The following is an 18,606-nucleotide window of genomic DNA, read 5'->3' as shown; positions in this document are numbered from 1 at the left end:
ATGTTGTAACCTGCGAAACGCAGACTACCCGAAGGAGTCCCCCGTGGCCGACCCGAGCCCCATCGGCGCCGTCGACAAGGCACTGCTCGCGCTCGACGCGCTCGCGCGCGCCGGCGCCGACGGCGCCCCGCTCGCCGACCTCGCCGCCGACGTCGGCGTCCACAAGACGACGCTGCACCGCACGCTGGCCGCGCTGCGCCACCGCGGCTACGCCGAGCAGACGCCCGGCGGCGCCTACCGCCTGGGCGCCGCCGCGCTCACGCTGGCCAGCACGTTCCTGCGCGAGGAGAACCTGCCCGGCCTGCTGCGCCCGGCCCTGACGGCCCTGAGCGAGCAGGTCGACGAGCTCGTGCACCTGGGCGCCCTGGCCGGGCGCGAGATCGTCTACCTCGACAAGGTCGAGCCGCAGCGGGCGGTGCGCGTGTGGTCCGCCGTCGGGCGCCACCGCCCCGCGGCGACGACGGCGCTGGGCCGCGCCTGGCTCGCGGCGGCGCAGGCCGCGGGCGACGCGCTCGACGACGCCGCCCTGGCGCGCCTGGCGGGAGACGACGCCGACCCCGCCGCGCTGCGCGACGCGCTCGCCCAGGCCAGCGCGCGCGGATACGCCGAGGAGAACCAGGAGAACGAGCCCGGAATCGCGTGCGTCGCCGTCGCCGTGCTGCGCGCCGGGCGCCCGATCGCCGCCGTGAGCATCACGGCGCCCGCCGAGCGCCTGTCCGGCGCTGCGCGGCGCGCGCGCGTCGGCGCCCTGCTCGACACCCTCCCCACACTGCTGCCCGCCGGCCTGACGACACCGGGCGTCGGCCCGTGAGAATGACGCGCCGAAGTGGCTGTGCCCAGCGCGCATGCGTGAGAAGGTGATCGCATGACCGTGCTCGTGGCCTGCAACGACTCCCATCACGGCGTGGCCGCACTGCGCGCGGGCATCGCCGAGGCCGCACGGCGACACCTGCCTCTCGCCGTCCTGGTGCTCAACCCCGGCGACTCCGTGCCCGCCTCGCTCGCCGCCGAGCTCGACGCGCTGCCCGCGGGCGTCGCCCCGCCCGCCGTGACCTTCCGCGCCGCCGACGACGAGCCGAGCGACGCCATCCTCGACGCCGCCGACGACGCGCACGCGACCCTGGTGGCCATCGGCACGCGCAACCGCTCAAGCGAGGGCACCTTTGTGCTGGGCATGACGACCCAGCGCGTGCTGCTCGACGCGTCGGTGCCCGTGCTCGTGGTCAAGGCCGAGTACGCCCAGCCCTGAGCCGCCGCTCCAGCCGCTCCCGCGGCCCCGCTGGCTCCCCGCGCGGCGCCAGCGGCGTGACGCTGCGAGCATGGCACGGTGAGCGATCCGCGACGCCCGGGCCCGCCACTGCGCGTCACGCTGCGCCCGCTCGCCCCGGGCGTGCGCGCGTTCCTGGCGACCGAGGCGGGCGGCGCGCTGCTGCTTCTGGGCACCTCGCTCGCCGCGCTCGTGTGGGCCAACAGCCCCTGGCATGGCGCCTACGAGGCGTTCTGGCACACCCCACTCGGCCTCGACCTGGGCGGCCACCGCCTCGCGCTGCCGCTGGAGGGCTGGGTCAACGACGGCGCGATGGCGCTGTTCTTCCTGGTCATCGGCCTGGAGATCAGCCGCGAGGCGACCGTCGGCGACCTGCGTGACCGCCGCGCCGTCGCCGTTCCCGCGCTCGGCGCGCTCGGCGGGCTGTGCGTGCCGGTGGCGATCTACCTCGCGTTCAACCACTCCGGCCCCGCCGCGCACGGGTGGGGCGTCGTCATGTCGACCGACACGGCGTTCCTCATCGGCGTGCTGGCCCTGTTCGGCCCGCGATGCCCCGACCAACTGCGCCTGTTCCTGCTCACCCTCGCCGTCGTCGACGACCTGGGCGCGATCGGTGTGCTGGCCGTCGCCTACACGGCGCACGTGAGCTGGGTCGCGCTCGGCGCGGCGGCGGTGCTCGTGGGCGCACTCGGCTGGCTGCGCTGGATGCGCGAGTGGCGGCTTGGCCCGTACGCCATCGTGGGTGTCGCGCTGTGGTTCGCGGTGTACGCCTCGGGCGTGCATCCCACGCTCGCGGGAGTCGCGCTCGGCCTGCTCGTGCCCGCCTCGCGCGCCCGGCCCGACGACGTCGCCGCCGTCCCCGCCTATGCCCGCCGGCTCGCGCTGGAGACGACGGCCCAGCAACAGCACCTGACCGAGCTCGCCGCACGCGCCGCCGTCCCCGCAGGCGAGCGTCTGCAGCGTGTGCTGCACCCGTGGAGCGCGTTCGTCGTCGTGCCGGTGTTCGGGCTGGCCAACGCGGGTGTGCGCGTCGACGGCGAGGCGCTTCGGGTCGCGGCGACGTCGTCGCTGACCATCGGTGTCGCCGTCGCGCTCGTGGTGGGCAACGCCGCGGGCATCTTCGCCTTCTCGGCGATCGCGCTGCGCACAGGCCTGGGGCAACTGCCCGGGCGTGTGCGGTACTCACACCTGCTGGGCGGCGCGACCCTCGCGGGGATCGGGTTCACCATCGCGCTGTTCGTCACCGCGCTGGCCTTCGACGACCCGGCCCTGCGCGACCAGGCCAAGATCGGCATCCTGGCGGGCTCTTTGGTCGCGGCCGCGGCCGGTTCGGTGCTGCTGCGCTGGATGGGCGAGCGGTGGCCACTGTGCTCGCCCGGGAGCGGCGACGGCCCGCCGCCGACGCTGCCCGGGGGGCCGTGGCTCGCGCCGGAGTCGGGCGCGGACCAGCCGTTCGAGGGTGAGCCCGCCGCGGGGTGAGCCCGAGCGGCGGGGCGCCGGGATGGTCAGCTGAACCGCGCGGCCGCCGCCCGCTCGACGGCCTCGCGCAGGCGCTCCGGTGTCGGGCGGCCGCGGAACCGGACGCCGTCGACAAAGATCGTCGGCGTGCCGTCGACGCCGGCCGCAAGACCCGTGGCGTAGTCCTCGCGCACACGCTCGGCGTGGCGCTGCGCGACGGGGCCCGCGACCTCGTGCGGCCGCGGCAGGCCCACGCGGTGCGCGTGCTCGACCAGGTCCTCGTCGGTCAGCCTGTCCTGATGAGCGAACAGCTCGTCGACCAGCTCCCAGAATCGGCCCTGTTCGGCGGCCGCCTCCACGGCGAGCGCCGCCGTCAGCGCGTGCGGGTGTGTCTCGAACAGCGGGAAGTGTCGAAACTCAAGGCTGACGCGGCCCTGCGAGGACTCCACGACCTCGCGCAGGACGGGCGCCGCGGCCCGGCAGTAAGGGCACTCCAGGTCGGCGTACTCGACGATCGTCACCGGGGCCAGCGGGGCGCCGAGTACGTGCGGGTCGCTCACCGTGTCAGACTGCCATCGCGCGCGCAGGGGCGCGCGTTAGCCTGACCACGACCGCGACACTCCCGAAAACGATCAGGGGAGCCCTGTTGACCACAGCGCCCACCACCGTCCCGGACGATCTGACGCCCGGCGACACGACGCCCGACGGCGACCTGCGACCGTCGGGCTTCTTCCACTCCCGTCGCTGGCTGTTCGGCGAGATGCTCGTCGGCGCGCTCATCTCACTGTTCGCGGCGTTCGTGCTGTCGACCGAGGCGGTGAACCTCGCGCGTGATCCCGCGGCCTCCCTGGCGTGCGACTTCAGCGCGATCTTCTCGTGCTCGACGGTCGCGCTGTCGTGGCAGGCGTCATTGTTCGGCTTCCCCAACGCGTTCCTGGGGCTGGCGGCCGAGCCGGTCGTCATCACGGTGGCGGTGCTGGGCCTGGCCGGGACGCGGTTCCCGAAGTGGTTCATGATCGCCGCGCAGACGATCTACCTGTTCGGGTTCGTGTTCGCCTACTGGCTGTTCTTCGAGGCCGTGTTCACCATCCACGCGCTGTGCGTCTGGTGCCTGACGGTGCAACTGGCGACCACGGTGGTCTTCTTCTCGATGCTGCACCTCAACATCCTGGAGAACAACCTCCACTGGCCGCCCCGCGTCCAACGGGTCGCGATGTCGGTCGTGCGCAGCGGCGGCCTCGGCTTCCTCCTGGCCGCCTGGTTGATCGCGACGGTCGCGATCGTGCTGCTCAAGTACGGCGGCTCACTCCTGGGCTGACGCGGCGCGCGCGCCCTGCTCACGTGTGGACGTGGCCGTGCGTGCCCGTCGACGCCGCGATGTCCGCCTCTGCCTGGCCGAGCAGCGCGTCGGCCAGGCGCCGCAGCGCCCGCCCGGCGGCGATCTCATCGCCGACGACGGGGACCTCGGCGTCGGCGGGGTCCTTCTGCGCCCGCCCGACGGCCCGCAGGCTGCCGACGTCGCCCGCGACGAGCGTCGCCTCCGCCGTCGTGCTCGGTCCCGACTCGACGAGCGCCACCCGCACCACCCACGAGCGGCTTCGCGGGTGTGCGACCTCCACCTGTGCCACGTCGGCCTGCGCGTCGACCGGTTCGACGAGGCAGTCGCCGCCCGGGAAGACCAGCGACTCCTCTCCGGTGTCCGACCAGCGCACCGTGTAGGGCGGCGCGCCGTCCGCGCCCCTGACCTCGGTGACCACACCATCGCGCACCGTGCCGTCGACCTTGCCCGACGCTCGGATGATCCGATCCCCCACCGTCGCCTTCATGGGCTTACTCCTGCCTGCTCGCCGTCGAGTGGTGCCCTCCATCATGGCCCGCGAGGCTGGCTCCTGGGAGGGGAAGGCCCGATGGGAACGATCAGCGTCTTTGAGAGCGTCACCCTCGACGGCGTCATGCAGCGGCGGTTGGGCGGCCGGCTTCGCGGACGACGTGCTGGCGCCTTTCGCGCGTCGATGGCGGCGAGCACGGGCATGCTGCTGGACCGCAGTCGCCGAGCCGAACCCCTACACCGACATGCTGGGGCGGCTCGGGCGGTCAGTGGCGGGCGGCGACGAAGCGCTGGGCGGCCCACAGGGACGGCAGGATGCCCGCGACGATGGCCGACTTGATCGCGTCGCCCACGAGGAACGGCGTCACACCCGCGGCGAGGGTCTCGGCGAGCCCGAGGTGGGCGTAGACGGCGAGCCACGGCGCGCCGACCAGGTACACGAGCACGCTGGCCCCGGCCGCGCCCGCGAACGTGCGCCACACCGAGCGGTCGCCGCCCGAGCGCGCGAGCCGACCCATGAGCGCGGCCGCCGGGAGGTAGCCGAGCACGTAGCCGAACGAGGCGAACGCCCAGCCGCTCGTGGCGCCCGCGAAGACCGGCAGCCCGCTCATACCCGCGAGGACCATCAGCCCGACCGACGCAAGCGCGAGCCGCGGCCCGAGCGCGGCGCCCACACCGAGCACGGCGAGCGTGCCGAGCGAGAGCGGGACGGGCGTGAACGGCAGCGGGACGGCGACCTGTCCGAGCGCGGCGACGACGACGGCGCCGAGGACGACGGCGGCGACGGTGCGGACCCTCCCGGCGGGCAGGATCTCGACGAGGGTGCGCGACGGCGTGGCGGTGAGGGTCTGCGACATGGGTCGCACTTTTCCAGAAGGACGCGCCGCTGGAAAGCCCGAGCGGGACAGATCCGGGCAAGTGCCCACAGGCTGGACAGTCCGCCGCTCGGGCACGGGGCGGACGGTCACCGCCCGCCGCCAGCCCGCACACGAGCGCGACGGGGCGGCTCCGCGGCGCCATCGGCCCCTTAGGGTCGGCTCGACCAGGCCGCTGCCCGCGGCTCGCTGTCCCGCAGTGGCTGCCGCCCTCCGCCCGCCGCTGCCCCACCCACCGTACGGAGCGTCCCGATGGGCCACTCGACCGAGCGCGACCTCGCGCCCGCGCCGCTGACCCCGCGCGCCGGCCAGGGCCCGCGCACCCCCCGCTCGACGGCGGTCACCCTCGCGCTGCCCGCCGTCCCACCGCCCGCCGCCGGGCCGCAAGCGGCTCCGGCCACCGAGCCGCCCAGCGCAACCCCACCCGCCGCAGAGACGCCCGCAGCGGCGACGGCCGCCGGGACGCCCGCCGAGCCCATGGACGGCGCTGCCCGCTCGCGCCGCAGGCGCCGCGCGCTCGCCGGCGTGGCCGGCGTCGCGGTGCTGGCGGGCGCCTACGCCGGGGCCCAATGGCTCGCGTCGAGCCGCGTCCCGGCGGGGACCACCGTCGCAGGCGTCGACCTGGGCGGCCTCGCCCGCGACGCCGCGGTCACGGCCCTCGACGACGCGCTCGCCGACCGAGTCGGCGAGCCCGTCGAACTGGTCGCCGCGACGGCGAGCGCGACCGTCGACCCGGCTGAGGCGGGACTCGCGTTCGACGCCGCCGCGACCGTCGACCGGCTCACGGGCTTCTCCCTGCACCCCCTGCGCCTGTGGGCGCACATCGACGGCCACAACGAGGCCGATCCGGTCGTGCTGGTCGACCGCGCCCGACTCGACGCCGCCGCCCTGACCCTCGCCGAGCGGCTTGAGGTCGAGCCGGTCGACGGGTCTGTCGGATTCGCTGACGCGCAGGCCGTGACCACCGCCGCCCAGGAGGGCTCGCACGTCGCTCCCGACGACGCCGCACACGCCCTCGCCTCGCGCTGGCTGGTCGAGACGGGTCCGCTGGACGTGCCCGCGCAGCCCGTGCCCCCCGCGATCGGCCAGGACGCGACCGACGCCGCCTACGCCCAGGCCCGCCAGATCGTCGCGGCGCCCGTCGTCGTCGAGGTCGCCGGGCAGCGGCCCGAACTGCCCGCCGCGGTGCTCGCGGACGCGGCGGCCTTCGAGCCCGCTGCCGGCGAACTGGTCGTCGGGTTCGACGGCGAGGCGCTGCACACCGCCGTCGTCGAGCGCACCACCGGCCTGCTCGCCGCCCCGCAGAACGCGCACTTCACCTTCGCGGCCGGACGGCCCCAGATCGCCGGCGGCGTCCCGGGCACCACGCTCGACGCCGACGCGTTGGCGACCGCGGTGGGCGCGGCCGCCCTCTTCGAGGAGGCCGACGCCTCCGGGGCCGGTCGCACGGCGCAGGTCGACCTGGTCGAGCAGGCGCCCGAGCGCACGCGCGAGGCGCTTGAGGCGCTCGGCGTGAGCGAGGTCGTCGCGAGCTTCTCGACCGGGGTCACGGCCGACGCCGTGCGGACCAACAACCTGCGGCGCGGCGCCGAACTGCTCACCGGCACGCTGGTGCGCCCCGGCGAGACGTTCTCGCTGCTCGACGCGCTCGGTCCGATCACGCCCGCGCGCGGGTTCGGCAACGCGCCGGTGATCGTGGGCGGACGGCTCGTGCCGGGGCTGGGCGGCGGCCTGTCGCAGATGGCGACCAACGTCTACAACGCCGCCCACTTCGCCGGGTTCGAGATCGTCGAGCGTCAGCCGCACTCGGTCTGGATCCCCCGCTATCCCGCCGGACGCGAGGCGACGATCTTCACCGGCTCGATCGACCTGCGCTTCCGCAACAACACGCCCTACGGCGCCGTGCTGCGCTCGTGGGTCAGCGGTGGGCAGTTGCATGTGGAGATCTGGGGCACCGAGCACTTCCGCGTCGAGTCGGTCGCCGGCCCCAAGCGCAACATCCGACCGGCCACCGTCAACGTCTCGACCGACGCGAACTGCGCGCCGAGCCCGGTCGGGCAGGACGGCTTCACGATCACCAACACGCGCCGGGTGTTCCGCGGCAGCACCCTCGTGAGCGAGACGGCGCACACCTGGACGTACCGTCCCGACCACGGCGTGGCCTGCCACCCGTACTGACGACGGCGGCCCGGGCTGACCCGACGCGCGGCCCGTCCCCGCTCCCCGACGCGCACAAAGATCGGATGTCTGGCGCCTAGACTCGGCCCCATGGCCGTGACCGACGAGGCGATCGTCAAGATCAAGGAGATGCTCCTGACAGGCGAGCTCGGCCCGGGCGACCGGCTGCCGCCCGAGAAGGAGCTCAGCGAGCGGCTCGGGCTCTCGCGAAGCTCGCTGCGCGAGGCGGTCAAGGCGCTCGAGGTGATCCGGGTGCTCGACGTGCGCCGCGGCGACGGCACCTACGTCACCAGCCTGGAGCCGCGCCTGCTGCTTGAGGCCGTCGGGTTCATCGTCGACCTGCACCGCGACAGCACGCTGCTTGAGTTGTTCGAGGTGCGGCGCCTCCTGGAGCCGGCCGCCGCAGCGCTCGCGACGCGCCGCGCGTCACGCGACGACATCGCCGCGCTGGGCGCGCTCGTCGCCGCGGTCGACACCACGTCGGTCGAAGACCTGGTCACGCACGACCTCGCGTTCCACCGCCGCATCGCCGAGTTGTCGGGCAACTCCTACCTCAGCGGCATCCTCGACCAGCTCTCGGGCGGCACGCACCGCGCGCGCGTGTGGCGAGGGCTCACCGAGTCCGACGCCGTCGGGCGCACGCTCGATGAGCACCGCGCGCTCGTCGAGGCGATGGCGGCGGGCGACGCCGACCTGGTGCGCGCGTGCCTGACCGTGCATATCGCGGGCGTGGAGCGGTGGCTCGCGCGCGCCATGACGGCGCCGCAGGAGCCGGATCGGACGTCTCAGCGACGCAGCGCGTAGGTCCGCGTCGCGGTCCCGGCCAGCACGTCGGCCTGCTCGGCCGGGCTGAGCTCGTCGATGAGCTCGCGCACCACGGCCCAGTGCGGGCCGTACCCGCCCTCGGGCGCCGTCATCGGCCAGTCACCGCCGTACATGAGCCGCGCGGGTCCGAACGCGTCGAGCGCGACGTCCCAGACGGGTCGCAGCGCCTGCGCCGTGAACGGCTGCCCGGGCCGCGCCAGCCCCGAGACCTTGGCGACCGCGCGAGGGCGCGCCGCCACGGCGCGCAGCGCGCGCTCCCAGGCGTCCATGGCGTCGGTCCCGCGCGGCGGCTTGCCCAGGTGGTCGACGACGACGGGCAGCGTCTCCAGCGCGTCCGCGAGCGCCGCGACGGCGCCCAGGTGGCGCGGCCAGGCGTCGGGCACGTCGAACGCGAGCCCCGCCTCGGCCACCAGGCGCAGGCTCGCGCGCACCGCGGGCAGGTCGAGGAGGCCGTCGCGCGGGTCGTCATGCACCAGGTGGCGCACGCCGCACAGACGGCGCCCGTAGGCGCCGAGTTGGGCCGCCGCGGTCGTGGGGTCGTCGAGCCGCACCCAGCCGACGACCCCCGCGACCAGGGGGTCGCCGGCCGCGGCGAGCATCGCGTGCGTGTCGGCCTCGGAGTCCTCGGCCTGGACGAGCACCACCGCCTCGACGCCCGCCGCTGCGAGCGCCACGCGCACGTCGTCGAGGCCGAAGCTCCGCGCGAGCGGGCCCGGCGGGATCCAGGCGTACTCGCTCACCGTGCGGTCCCACACGTGCAGGTGGGCGTCGACGATCACGCCAGCCCCGCGCGCGCGAGGTCGTCCCACAGTGCCTGCGGGACGGGGGTGGCGAGGCGGACGGCGTTGGCGCGCACCTGGTCGGGGCGGGCGCCGCCGATCACGACGGCGTCGACGACGTCGGCGCGCAGCGGGTACTGCGTCGCCGCGACGGGCAGGTCGACGCCGTGCGCCGCGCACACCTCGGCGATGCGGCGCACGCGCGCGAGCAGCGCCGCGGGCGCGGGGCCGTAGTCGAAGCGCGCGTCGTCGGGCGGCGTCGAGCGCGCGGTGAGGCCGGAGTTGTACACGGCGGCGGCCACGACGCGCACACCGTGTTCGCGGCAGGCGGGCAGCACGTCGTCGCCGGCGCCCGGGTCGGCGAGCGTGTGGCGGCCTGCGACCATGAGCAGGTCGACCAGCCCGGAGCGGGCCGCACGGGTCAGCGCCTCGCGGTCCATCGACCCGACGCCGACCGCGCGCACCAGGCCCGCCTGGCGCAGCGCGGCGAGTGCGGGCAGCCCGTCGCCCAACGCGCGGTCGAGGTCGTACCGCTCCGGGTCGTGCAGGTAGACGATGTCGACGGCGTCGAGGCCCAGCCGCCCGAGCGACTCCTCCAGGCTGCGGCGCACGCCCGCGCCCGAGGCGTCCCACACGCGCCGCCAATCGGCCCGAACCGCGAAGCCGTTCGCCAGGTCGTCGGCGCCCGCGCCCGCGGGGTGCGGAACGAGCAGGCGCCCGACTTTGGTGGACACGAGGAACTCGTCGCGCGGCTTGGTGCGCAGGAACTCGCCCAGCCGGCGCTCGGACAGGCCCAGGCCGTAGTGGGGCGCGGTGTCGTAGTGGCGCACGCCCGCCTCCCACGCGGCGTCGAGCACGGCGCGCGCGTCGTCGTCGGACAGCGCGCGGTGGAGGTTGCCGACGTTCGCGGCGCCGTAGCCCAGGCGTCCGGCGCCGGCGAGGCGACGCAGCAGGTCGTCGTCACGCATGGCGGCGCCGGTGGGCCTCGAGAGAGGAGGCGAGCATCTCGGCCCCGCTGCCGGGCGCCGTCGGCGCCACATAGCGGCCCTGGGCGACGACGGCGGGCGTGACGAAGTGCTCGTGCAGGTGGTCGACGTACTCGACGAACCGGCCCTGGGTCGAGGCGGAGACGGCGACGTAGTCGAACATCGCCAGGTGCTGGACCACCTCGCACAGGCCGACGCCGCCCGCGTGCGGGCACACGCGCACGCCGAACTTGGCGGCCAGCAGCAGGTTGGCGACGTTCTCGTTGACGCCCGCGACGCGGCACGCGTCGATCTGCAGCACCTCGACGGCTCCGGCCTGCAGGAGCTGCTTGACCATGACCCGGTTGGCCGCGTGCTCGCCCGTCGCCACGGGGATGGGCCGCACGCCGCGCGCGATCGCGGCGTGCCCGAGCACGTCGTCGGGGCTGGTCGGCTCCTCGACCCACGCGACGTCGTAGGGCGCGAGCGCGGCGGTCCACTCGATCGCCTCGGCCACGTCCCAGCGCTGGTTGGCGTCGACGGCGATCGCGACGGCGGGTCCGACCGCCTCGCGCGCCAGGGCCAGGCGGCGCACGTCCTCGTCGCGGTCGGCGCCGACCTTGAGCTTGATCTGGGTGAAGCCGTCAGCCACGGCCTGCCGGCACAGCCGCACAAGCTTGGCGTCGTCGTAGCCGAGCCATCCGGGCGTGGTGGTGTAGGCGGGGTAGCCCGAGCGCAGCAGTTCGGCCTCGCGATCAGCGCGTGTGGGCGCGGCCTTCTCGAGCAGCTCGAGCGCCTCGCCGGGCGTCAGGGCGTCGGACAGGTAGCGGAAGTCGACCAGGTCGACCAGCTCGGCCGGGCTCAAGGACGCGAGGACCTGCCACAGCGGCCGGCCCTCGCGCTTGGCCCGCAGGTCCCACATCGCGTTGACCACGGCGCCGATCGCCATGTGCGCGATGCCCTTCTCGGGGCCGAGCCAGCGCACCTGGCTGTCGTGCGCGAGCTCGCGCCACAGCCCGCCGAGGTCGGCGAGGGTCGCCTCGACGTCGCGGCCCACGACGTGGTCGCGCAGCAGCTCGATCGCCGCAACCTGGACGTCGTTGCCGCGGCCGATGGTGAAGACGAAGCCGTGTCCCTCCAGGCCGTCGCCGGCGTCGGAGCCCAGCCGCAGGGAGGCGGCCGAGTAATCGGGGTCGGGGTTCATGGCGTCGGAGCCGTCGAGCGACTGCGACGTGGGGAACCGCACGTCGTCGGTGACGAACGCGGTGAAGCGGCTCACGGCGCTCCTTTCGGGTGCCGGCCACCGTGTGGTGACACACCGTCACCGTAGACATCTGATGTCTGGTGCGTCAACGGGGTGACATAGCCCTTTCGCCTGCCCTAGTCTGCCTCAGACATCCGACCCTCCGACCCGGCGCCGCCGAACGCCGCGAACGGGAGCACCATGAGACTCGCCCGCCTGGGCCCGCTCGACGCCGAGCGCCCCGTGCTCATCGACGACCAGACCGCCTACGACCTGTCCGGCCTCACCGACGACATCGACGGCGCGTTCCTGGCGGGCGACGGCCCCCAGCGCGTGGCCGCCGCGCTCGCCGCGGGCGCACTGCCCGCGATCGAGACGGCCGGGCTGCGCGTCGGCGCGCCCATCGCGCGCCCCGGCGCCGTCATCTGCGTCGGCATGAACTACGCCGCGCACGCCGCCGAGTCCGGCTCCGCTCCCCCCTCGGTCCCGGTGGTGTTCCTCAAGACCCCGAACACCGTCGTCGGGCCGCACGACGCCGTCACCATCCCGCGCGGCAGCGTCAAGACCGACTGGGAGGTCGAGCTCGGCGTCGTCATCGCCCGCCGCGCGGCCTACCTCGACTCCCCCGACGAGGCGCTGGGCCACGTCGCCGGGTTCGTGCTCGTCCACGACGTCTCGGAGCGCGCCTTCCAGCTGGAGCAGTCGGGCGGGCAGTGGAGCAAGGGCAAGTGCTCCCCCGGCTTCACCCCGACCGGGCCATGGCTCGTCACGCCCGACGAGGTCGACCACCGCGGCCTGCGGCTGCGCAGCTGGGTCAACGGCGAGCCCCGCCAGGACTCGACGACGGCCGACCTGATCTTCGGCGTCGAACACCTGGTGCACCACCTGTCGCAGTACCTCACGCTCGAACCGGGCGACCTGCTGCTGACCGGCACGCCGCAGGGCGTCGCGCTCAGCGGGCGGTTCCCGTACCTCGCACCCGGCGACGTCGTCGAGCTCGCGATCGACGGCCTGGGCCGCCAGCGCCAGGAGTTCCGCGCGTGGACGCGATCGTGAGCGGCGACCTCGACGGCCTGGTCGCCGTCGTCACCGGTGGCGCGAGCGGCATCGGCGCCGCGGTGGCCACCACGCTCGCCGCCCGCGGCGCGCGCGTCGCCGTGCTCGACCTCGACCCCGCCGCAGCCCCGGCGGGCACGCTGGGCGTGCGCGCCGACGTCGCCGACGACGCCTGCGTGCGCGACGCGGTAGCGACCGTGGTGCGCGAGCTGGGCCGCCTGGACATCCTGGTCAACAACGCGGGCGTCGGCGCCCAGGGCACCGTCGCCGACAACCCCGACGAGGAGTGGCGGCGCGTGCTCGACGTCAACGTGCTCGGCGCCGTCCGGGTCACCCGCGCGGCGCTGCCGCACCTGCGCCGCTCGCCGGCGGCCGCCATCGTCAACACCGGCTCGATCGCCGCGACCGCGGGCCTGCCGCAGCGCGCGCTGTACAGCGCCAGCAAGGGGGCGGTGCTCGCGCTGACGCGAGCCATGGCCGCCGACCACCTGAGCGAGGGCATCCGGGTGAACTGCGTCAACCCCGGCACGGCCGACACGCCGTGGATCGGTCGGCTGCTCGCGAGGGCCGACGACCCGGCCGCCGAGCGTGCGGCGCTCGAGGCACGCCAGCCGCACGGACGGCTGGTCGAGGCGCAGGAGGTCGCCGACGCCGTCGCCTACCTGGCCAGCCCCACGGCCGGATCGACCACGGGCACGGCCATCGCCGTCGACGGCGGGATGAACGACCTGCGGATGCGGCCACGCGCCTGAGGTGACAGTGCGCGCACAAGGCGCGACATTCTCACCAAAGCAGTTCGGGGAATGCTATGCGAAGTGTGCGCGGGGTCGTCGGGCGCCGCACATCGACCCCCCGTCGTCCTCCCGACGACGTCGCCGCCGGCATCGTTGGCGTCCCGCCCGGCGCCTGCGCGATCGGTCGTGGCGACCGCGCCGTCACGGGCGCGAGGCGCTGCGCCGCGGTGAACGCAGGCGCCGCCCGCGACAACGTGACCGCCGCCAGCGGGCCGCCACGAGCGCGCTGACCTGCGCAGAGATGAGGGGCGGGCGCGTCGACCCGGCGGGCCGGGTCGACGCAGACGCCGCACTGCGCCAGGACGTGCCGCCGCCGTCGGGCCGCCTCCCCGCAGCCGGTCAGCCCGGGCCTCGGCCGCCGAACGGGCGGCGCGCGAACGGGACGGGGCCCGCACGGCGCGCACCGGCCGGGTCGGTGAGTCGCGAGCCATTCGTCACCATGCGCGAAGTCTGGCCGCATTCTCGCAATACTCCCGCATGACCCGTGATGGCATGGATAAGACGACGGGACGTAAGATCCATACCTCTCAAAATCCTTCCCTGCGACAAAGAATTGTGGTGCCCCCGCTCCACGTGTTGGAGGCCGAGCCCAGCGGCTCGTCGCGCTCACGGAGGACCACGATGAGAAGCCTCGCCCACAGCGCCGCCACCGTGCTGACCGCGATCGGCGTCAGCGGCGCACTGTGCGCCGCCACCGCGGTGAGCCCGCCCACGCCCGCTGCCGCACCACCGTCGGTGACGTTCAGCGCGGCCGACCGCGCGCGCCTGGAGCGCGAGCGCGCCGAGGCCCAGTGCGCCGCCGTCGCGCAGGCGATCGCGGCGCAAGAGGCCGCCGCGCGCGAGGCCGCGCGAGAGGCCGCGGCGCTGGCGGCCGCCGAGAGCGCGGCCGCCGAGGAGGCCGCCGCCAGCCAGGCCGCGGAGCAGGCCGCAGCCGAAGCGGCGGCAGCGCAGCAGGCGGCCGCCGCCGAGCGCGCGGCCGCCGAGGCCGCGCAGGAGCAGGCCACCCCCGCGCAGGCCGTCGCGGCCGTTGACGTCGCCGTGGAGGACATCGCCGTGGAGAGCATCGCGGCGCGGGATCTGTGGACCACGACCACGCTCAATGTCCGCGCCGGCCCGGGAACCGGCCATGCGAAGGTCGGCGTCCTGCGCGCGGGCGCCCGCGTCACGGTCAACGGCCGTGGGGGCTCGTTCTACCGGCTCCTCGACGGCGGGTTCGTCTCGGGCGCCTACCTCACGAGCGTCGAGCCGGCGACCCGCGAGGCCCCCGAACCCCCACCCGCGACCGAGCAGCGACCCGGGCATGACGCGCAGCCGGCGCCCATTGCGTGGCGGACGTGGCTGGCCAACTCGGCAGACGGCGTCGCGCAGGCGGCGATCGACGCCTGCACGGGCGGGCTGACCCAGGTGCGCGGGGTCGGCGACTATCTCGGCGTCACGTACCTCGCGATCCATCGCCACTGCGGGGGCAAGCCCGTCCTCGCCCTGCGCGTCGGCGACCTGGTCGAGATCCAGGGCCTCGGCGTCTACCGCGTGGTCAGCTCCCGCGACGTCGCCGCAGGCCTGGAGAACGGCGCCGACCAGGTGATCGGCCTGAGCGGGTCGGTCATGATCCAGTCCTGCTACGCCAACGGCTCCATGCGCGTCGTCGGGCTCGTCGCGGCCTGAGCGCGTCACGCCCTCCGGTCGGGCCGAACGCCCGCGGCTCGGCCCCTGCGCGCTGCGTGGTACATTCCCCATCCGGTCGTCGGGGCGTCGTCGCCGACCGTCACCGGACGATCACGACAGTCTCGGCGCCGCACACGGCCCCCGCTGACCGCATCGCTCCCGTCGCCCGCTGGTGAGGGCGACGGCCCGAGGTGCGTCGACGGGCCCACCGCCGACGACGAACGATGGGGTAACGATGACGTCTCAGCCGCAAGGCTCCGGTCCGCGCATGTTCTCCAAGGTCCTGGTGGCCAACCGCGGGGAGATCGCGATCCGCGCCTTCCGCGCGGCCTACGAGCTCGGCGCCCGCACGGTCGCGGTGTTCGCGCACGAGGACCGCCGGTCCGAGCACCGTCTCAAGGCCGACGAGGCGTACGAGATCGGCGAGCGCGGCCACCCCGTCCGCGCCTACCTCGACCCCGAGGCGATCGTGCGGGTCGCACAGCGTGCGGGCGCCGACGCCGTCTACCCCGGCTACGGCTTCCTGTCGGAGAACCCCGCGTTGGCCGAGGCGTGCCGCCGGGCGGGCATCACGTTCGTCGGCCCGAGCCCCGACGTGCTGGAGCTGACGGGCAACAAGGCGCGCGCGATCGCCGCGGCGCGGGCGGCCGGAGTGCCGACACTCGCGTCCATCGCGCCGTCGACCGACGTGGACGCGCTGATCGAGGCCGCCTCCGCGCTGCCGTTCCCGCTCTTCGTCAAGGCCGTCGCCGGCGGCGGCGGGCGCGGCATGCGGCGCGTCGACGAGCCCGGCCCGGCCGCCGCGCACCTGCGCGAGGCGATCGAGACCTGCATGCGCGAGGCGCAAAGCGCGTTCGGCGACCCCACCGTCTTCATCGAGCAGGCGGTCGTCGACCCGCGCCACATCGAGGTCCAGATCCTCGCCGACGGCGCCGGTGACGTGATCCACCTGTACGAGCGCGACTGCTCGGTCCAGAGACGGCATCAGAAGGTCGTCGAGATCGCCCCCGCCCCGCACCTGCCGCCCGGCCTGCGCGAGCGCATGTGCGCCGACGCCGTGCGGTTCGCGCGCGAGATCGGCTACCGCAACGCCGGCACGGTCGAGTTCCTGCTCGACCCGCGCGGCCAGTACGTGTTCATCGAGATGAACCCGCGCATCCAGGTCGAGCACACCGTGACCGAGGAGGTCACCGACGTCGACCTCGTGCAGTCGCAACTGCGCATTGCGGCGGGCGAGACGCTCGCTGACCTCGGGCTCGCGCAGGACGCCGTCACGCTGCGCGGCGCGGCGCTGCAGTGCCGCATCACGACCGAGGACCCGGCCAACAGCTTCCGACCCGACACCGGCGTCATCACCACCTACCGCTCCCCCGGCGGCGGCGGCGTCCGCGTCGACGGAGGCACGTCGTACACCGGCGCCGAGGTCTCGGCCCACTTCGACTCGATGCTGGCCAAGCTCACCTGCCGAGGCCGCACCTTCGAGCAGGCCGTGCAGAAGGCGCGCCGCGCCGTGGCCGAGTTTCGCATCCGGGGCGTCTCCACGAACATCCCGTTCCTGCAGGCGGTGTTGGCCGACCCCGACTTCGCCGCAGGCCGGGCGACGACGTCGTTCATCGAGACCCACCCGCACCTGCTCCAGGCGCGCGGCTCGGGCGACCGCGGCTCCAAGCTGCTCAGCTACCTCGCCGACGTGACCGTCAACCAGCCCTACGGGCCGGCGCCGATCAGCGTCGACCCGTCGGCCAAGCTCCCGCCGATCGACCGGGACGCGCCCGTGCCTGACGGCAGCCGCCAACTGCTGCGCGCGGTGGGCCCCGAGGAGTTCGCGCGGCGACTGCGCGCGCGCGACGACGTGGCCGTCACGGACACGACGTTCCGTGACGCGCACCAGAGCCTGCTCGCCACCCGTGTGCGCACCCGTGACCTGGTGGCGGTGGCCGGCCACGTCGCACGCACCACACCTCAGCTCTGGTCGCTCGAATGCTGGGGCGGGGCGACCTACGACGTGGCGCTGCGGTTCCTGGCCGAGGACCCGTGGGAGCGCCTGGCCGCGCTGCGCGAGGCCGTGCCGAACATCTGCCTGCAGATGCTGCTGCGCGGGCGCAACACGGTCGGGTACACGCCCTACCCGACCGACGTCACCCGGGCGTTCGTCGAGGAGGCCGCGGCGACCGGCGTCGACGTCTTCCGCGTGTTCGACGCGCTCAACGACGTCGAGCAGATGCGCCCGGCGATCGAGGCGGTGCGCGAGACCGGGACTGGCGTCGCCGAGGTCGCGCTGTGCTACACCGGCGACCTGTCGGACCCGGGCGAGCGGCTGTACACCCTCGACTACTACCTGCGGCTGGCGGAGCGCATCGTCGAGACCGGCGCGCACGTGCTCGCGATCAAGGACATGGCGGGCCTGCTGCGGGCCCCCGCAGCGCGCACCCTCGTGACCGCGCTGCGCGATCGCTTCGACCTGCCGGTGCACCTGCACACGCACGACACCGCGGGAGGCCAGCTCGCGACGCTGCTGACCGCCATCGACGCGGGGGTCGACGCCGTCGACGCGGCGACCGCCTCCATGGCCGGCGCCACCTCGCAGCCACCCCTGTCCGCGCTGGTCTCCGCGACCGACCACGGCCCGCGCGAGACCGGGCTGGACCTCGCCGCGGTCAACGCGCTCGAGCCGTACTGGGAGGCGACGCGGCGCGCGTACGCGCCCTTCGAGTCCGGGCTGCGGGCGCCGACCGGTCGCGTCTACCGCCACGAGATCCCTGGGGGCCAGCTGTCCAACCTGCGCCAGCAGGCCATCGCGCTGGGCCTCGGGGAGAAGTTCGAGCAGATCGAGGACATGTACGCGGCGGCGAACGACATCCTCGGCAACATCCCCAAGGTGACCCCGTCGTCGAAGGTCATCGGGGACCTCGCCCTGCACCTGGTCGCCGTGGGCGCCGACCCGGCGCAGTTCGCGGACGACCCCGGCAAGTTCGACATTCCCCGCTCCGTCGTCGGGTTCCTCAACGGCGAGCTCGGCGACCCGCCCGGCGGCTGGCCCGAGCCGTTCCGCTCCAAGGCCCTGGCGGGGCGCGGCCACACCCCCGCGCCGCAGGCGCTCACGGCGCAGCAGCGGGCGGACCTCGCCGCGGACGGCCAGACCCGCCGTCGCACGCTCAACGAGCTGCTCTTCCCCGGCCCGACCCGCGAGTACGCCGAGTCGCGCGCGAGGTACGGCGACCTGTCCGTCGTGCCGACCCGCGAGTACCTCTACGGGCTGCGCCAGGGCGAGGAGCACCCGGTCACGCTCCAGGAGGGCAAGACCGTCATCTTCGGCCTCCAGGCGATCAGCGAGCCCGACGAGCAGGGCTTCCGCACCGTGCTCGCGACCATCAACGGCCAGCTGCGGCCCGCCAGCGTGCGCGACACCTCGGTCACCGCGGCCGTCGCCGCGGCCGAGAAGGCCGACCCCGCGCGCCCCGGGCACGTCGCCGCGCCGTTCCAGGGCGTCGTGACCGTCGGGGTCGAGGCGGGCCAGACGGTCGCCGCCGGCGACACCGTCGCGACCATCGAGGCGATGAAGATGGAGGCCGCGATCACCGCGCCGATCGCGGGCGTCGTCGAGCGCGTCGTGCTGTCAGGCGCCCAGCCGGTCGAGGGCGGCGACCTGGTGCTGGTGCTCGTCTGAGCCGCC

The 18,606-nt window shown here is 74.8% G+C and carries 16 protein-coding genes; 10 read left to right on the top strand and 6 right to left on the bottom strand.

Annotation, left to right across the window (positions count from 1 at the left end; genetic code table 11):
* Nucleotides 1–43 precede the first annotated feature (43 nt).
* The 3 genes from EV386_RS00440 to nhaA all read left to right on the top strand — a co-directional run bounded on the left by EV386_RS00440 (nucleotide 44) and on the right by nhaA (nucleotide 2,746).
* Nucleotides 44–811, top strand: a complete 768-nt coding sequence (locus tag EV386_RS00440; RefSeq protein ID WP_242607760.1) for an IclR family transcriptional regulator — start codon at nucleotides 44–46, stop codon at nucleotides 809–811.
* Nucleotides 812–865: 54 nt separating this feature from the next.
* Complete coding sequence (locus EV386_RS00435; protein ID WP_130411324.1) at nucleotides 866–1,249, top strand: universal stress protein; 384 nt, start codon at nucleotides 866–868, stop codon at nucleotides 1,247–1,249.
* 78 nt (nucleotides 1,250–1,327) lie between these two features.
* Nucleotides 1,328–2,746 carry a Na+/H+ antiporter NhaA gene (nhaA, locus tag EV386_RS00430; protein WP_130411322.1) on the top strand — a complete coding sequence of 473 codons (1,419 nt, stop codon included), beginning with the start codon at nucleotides 1,328–1,330 and terminating at the stop codon, nucleotides 2,744–2,746.
* A 26-nt stretch (nucleotides 2,747–2,772) separates the two neighbouring features.
* Here the strand turns inward: nhaA and EV386_RS00425 are convergent, their stop codons facing one another.
* A complete protein-coding gene (locus EV386_RS00425) occupies nucleotides 2,773–3,285 on the bottom strand; it encodes a DsbA family protein (protein WP_242607759.1) in 513 nt (170 codons plus the stop codon).
* Between the two features lie 86 nt (nucleotides 3,286–3,371).
* Here EV386_RS00425 and EV386_RS00420 point away from each other — a divergent pair, with 86 nt between their 5' ends.
* Nucleotides 3,372–4,043, top strand: a complete 672-nt coding sequence (locus tag EV386_RS00420; RefSeq protein ID WP_242607758.1) for a vitamin K epoxide reductase family protein — start codon at nucleotides 3,372–3,374, stop codon at nucleotides 4,041–4,043.
* Nucleotides 4,044–4,062: 19 nt separating this feature from the next.
* Here the strand turns inward: EV386_RS00420 and EV386_RS00415 are convergent, their stop codons facing one another.
* Together EV386_RS00415 and EV386_RS00410 are read right to left on the bottom strand one after the other, a co-directional pair.
* Nucleotides 4,063–4,551 (bottom strand): dsRBD fold-containing protein, encoded by a 489-nt coding sequence (locus tag EV386_RS00415; RefSeq protein ID WP_130411318.1) that lies wholly within the window; start codon nucleotides 4,549–4,551, stop codon nucleotides 4,063–4,065.
* 268 nt (nucleotides 4,552–4,819) lie between these two features.
* Nucleotides 4,820–5,410, bottom strand: a complete 591-nt coding sequence (locus EV386_RS00410) for a biotin transporter BioY (protein ID WP_130411316.1) — start codon at nucleotides 5,408–5,410, stop codon at nucleotides 4,820–4,822.
* Nucleotides 5,411–5,680: 270 nt separating this feature from the next.
* Between EV386_RS00410 and EV386_RS00405 the strand changes: the two genes are divergently transcribed.
* Nucleotides 5,681–7,606, top strand: coding sequence for a VanW family protein (locus EV386_RS00405; protein ID WP_130411314.1), 1,926 nt, complete (start codon nucleotides 5,681–5,683; stop codon nucleotides 7,604–7,606).
* Nucleotides 7,607–7,696: 90 nt separating this feature from the next.
* Nucleotides 7,697–8,410 carry a FadR/GntR family transcriptional regulator gene (locus EV386_RS00400; RefSeq protein ID WP_130411312.1) on the top strand — a complete coding sequence of 238 codons (714 nt, stop codon included), beginning with the start codon at nucleotides 7,697–7,699 and terminating at the stop codon, nucleotides 8,408–8,410.
* Here EV386_RS00400 and EV386_RS00395 read toward each other — a convergent pair.
* The 3 genes from EV386_RS00395 to EV386_RS00385 are packed head-to-tail and all read right to left on the bottom strand — an operon-like array spanning nucleotide 8,392 to nucleotide 11,454.
* On the bottom strand, nucleotides 8,392–9,210 hold the full coding sequence (locus tag EV386_RS00395; protein ID WP_242607757.1) for an amidohydrolase family protein: 819 nt from the start codon (nucleotides 9,208–9,210) through the stop codon (nucleotides 8,392–8,394). The two genes, EV386_RS00400 and EV386_RS00395, sit on opposite strands and share 19 nt — an antisense overlap.
* Nucleotides 9,207–10,178 carry an aldo/keto reductase gene (locus EV386_RS00390; protein ID WP_130411310.1) on the bottom strand — a complete coding sequence of 324 codons (972 nt, stop codon included), beginning with the start codon at nucleotides 10,176–10,178 and terminating at the stop codon, nucleotides 9,207–9,209. The genes EV386_RS00395 and EV386_RS00390 overlap by 4 nt, the downstream gene beginning before the upstream one ends.
* Nucleotides 10,171–11,454 (bottom strand): enolase C-terminal domain-like protein, encoded by a 1,284-nt coding sequence (locus EV386_RS00385; RefSeq protein ID WP_130411308.1) that lies wholly within the window; start codon nucleotides 11,452–11,454, stop codon nucleotides 10,171–10,173. The genes EV386_RS00390 and EV386_RS00385 overlap by 8 nt, the downstream gene beginning before the upstream one ends.
* 165 nt (nucleotides 11,455–11,619) lie before the next feature.
* On the opposite strand from EV386_RS00385, the gene EV386_RS00380 reads away from it, so the two are divergent.
* From EV386_RS00380 to EV386_RS00365, 4 genes are all read left to right on the top strand, one after another.
* Nucleotides 11,620–12,474, top strand: a complete 855-nt coding sequence (locus EV386_RS00380; RefSeq protein WP_130411306.1) for a fumarylacetoacetate hydrolase family protein — start codon at nucleotides 11,620–11,622, stop codon at nucleotides 12,472–12,474.
* Nucleotides 12,459–13,226 (top strand): SDR family NAD(P)-dependent oxidoreductase, encoded by a 768-nt coding sequence (locus EV386_RS00375; protein WP_242607756.1) that lies wholly within the window; start codon nucleotides 12,459–12,461, stop codon nucleotides 13,224–13,226. The genes EV386_RS00380 and EV386_RS00375 overlap by 16 nt, the downstream gene beginning before the upstream one ends.
* A gap of 663 nt (nucleotides 13,227–13,889) precedes the next feature.
* On the top strand, nucleotides 13,890–14,933 hold the full coding sequence (locus EV386_RS00370) for an SH3 domain-containing protein (RefSeq protein ID WP_130411304.1): 1,044 nt from the start codon (nucleotides 13,890–13,892) through the stop codon (nucleotides 14,931–14,933).
* Nucleotides 14,934–15,201: 268 nt separating this feature from the next.
* Entirely contained in the window at nucleotides 15,202–18,600 is a 3,399-nt protein-coding gene (locus EV386_RS00365; protein ID WP_130416674.1) for a pyruvate carboxylase, read from the top strand.
* The last annotated feature ends 6 nt before the right edge of the window (nucleotides 18,601–18,606 follow it).

Origin of the sequence: Xylanimonas ulmi, assembly GCF_004216535.1 — a bacterium.
In the GTDB taxonomy this organism is placed as follows: domain Bacteria; phylum Actinomycetota; class Actinomycetes; order Actinomycetales; family Cellulomonadaceae; genus Xylanimonas; species Xylanimonas ulmi.
Note: the sequence above shows the minus strand (reverse complement) of the source record. Positions and strands in the feature narration are given on the sequence as shown.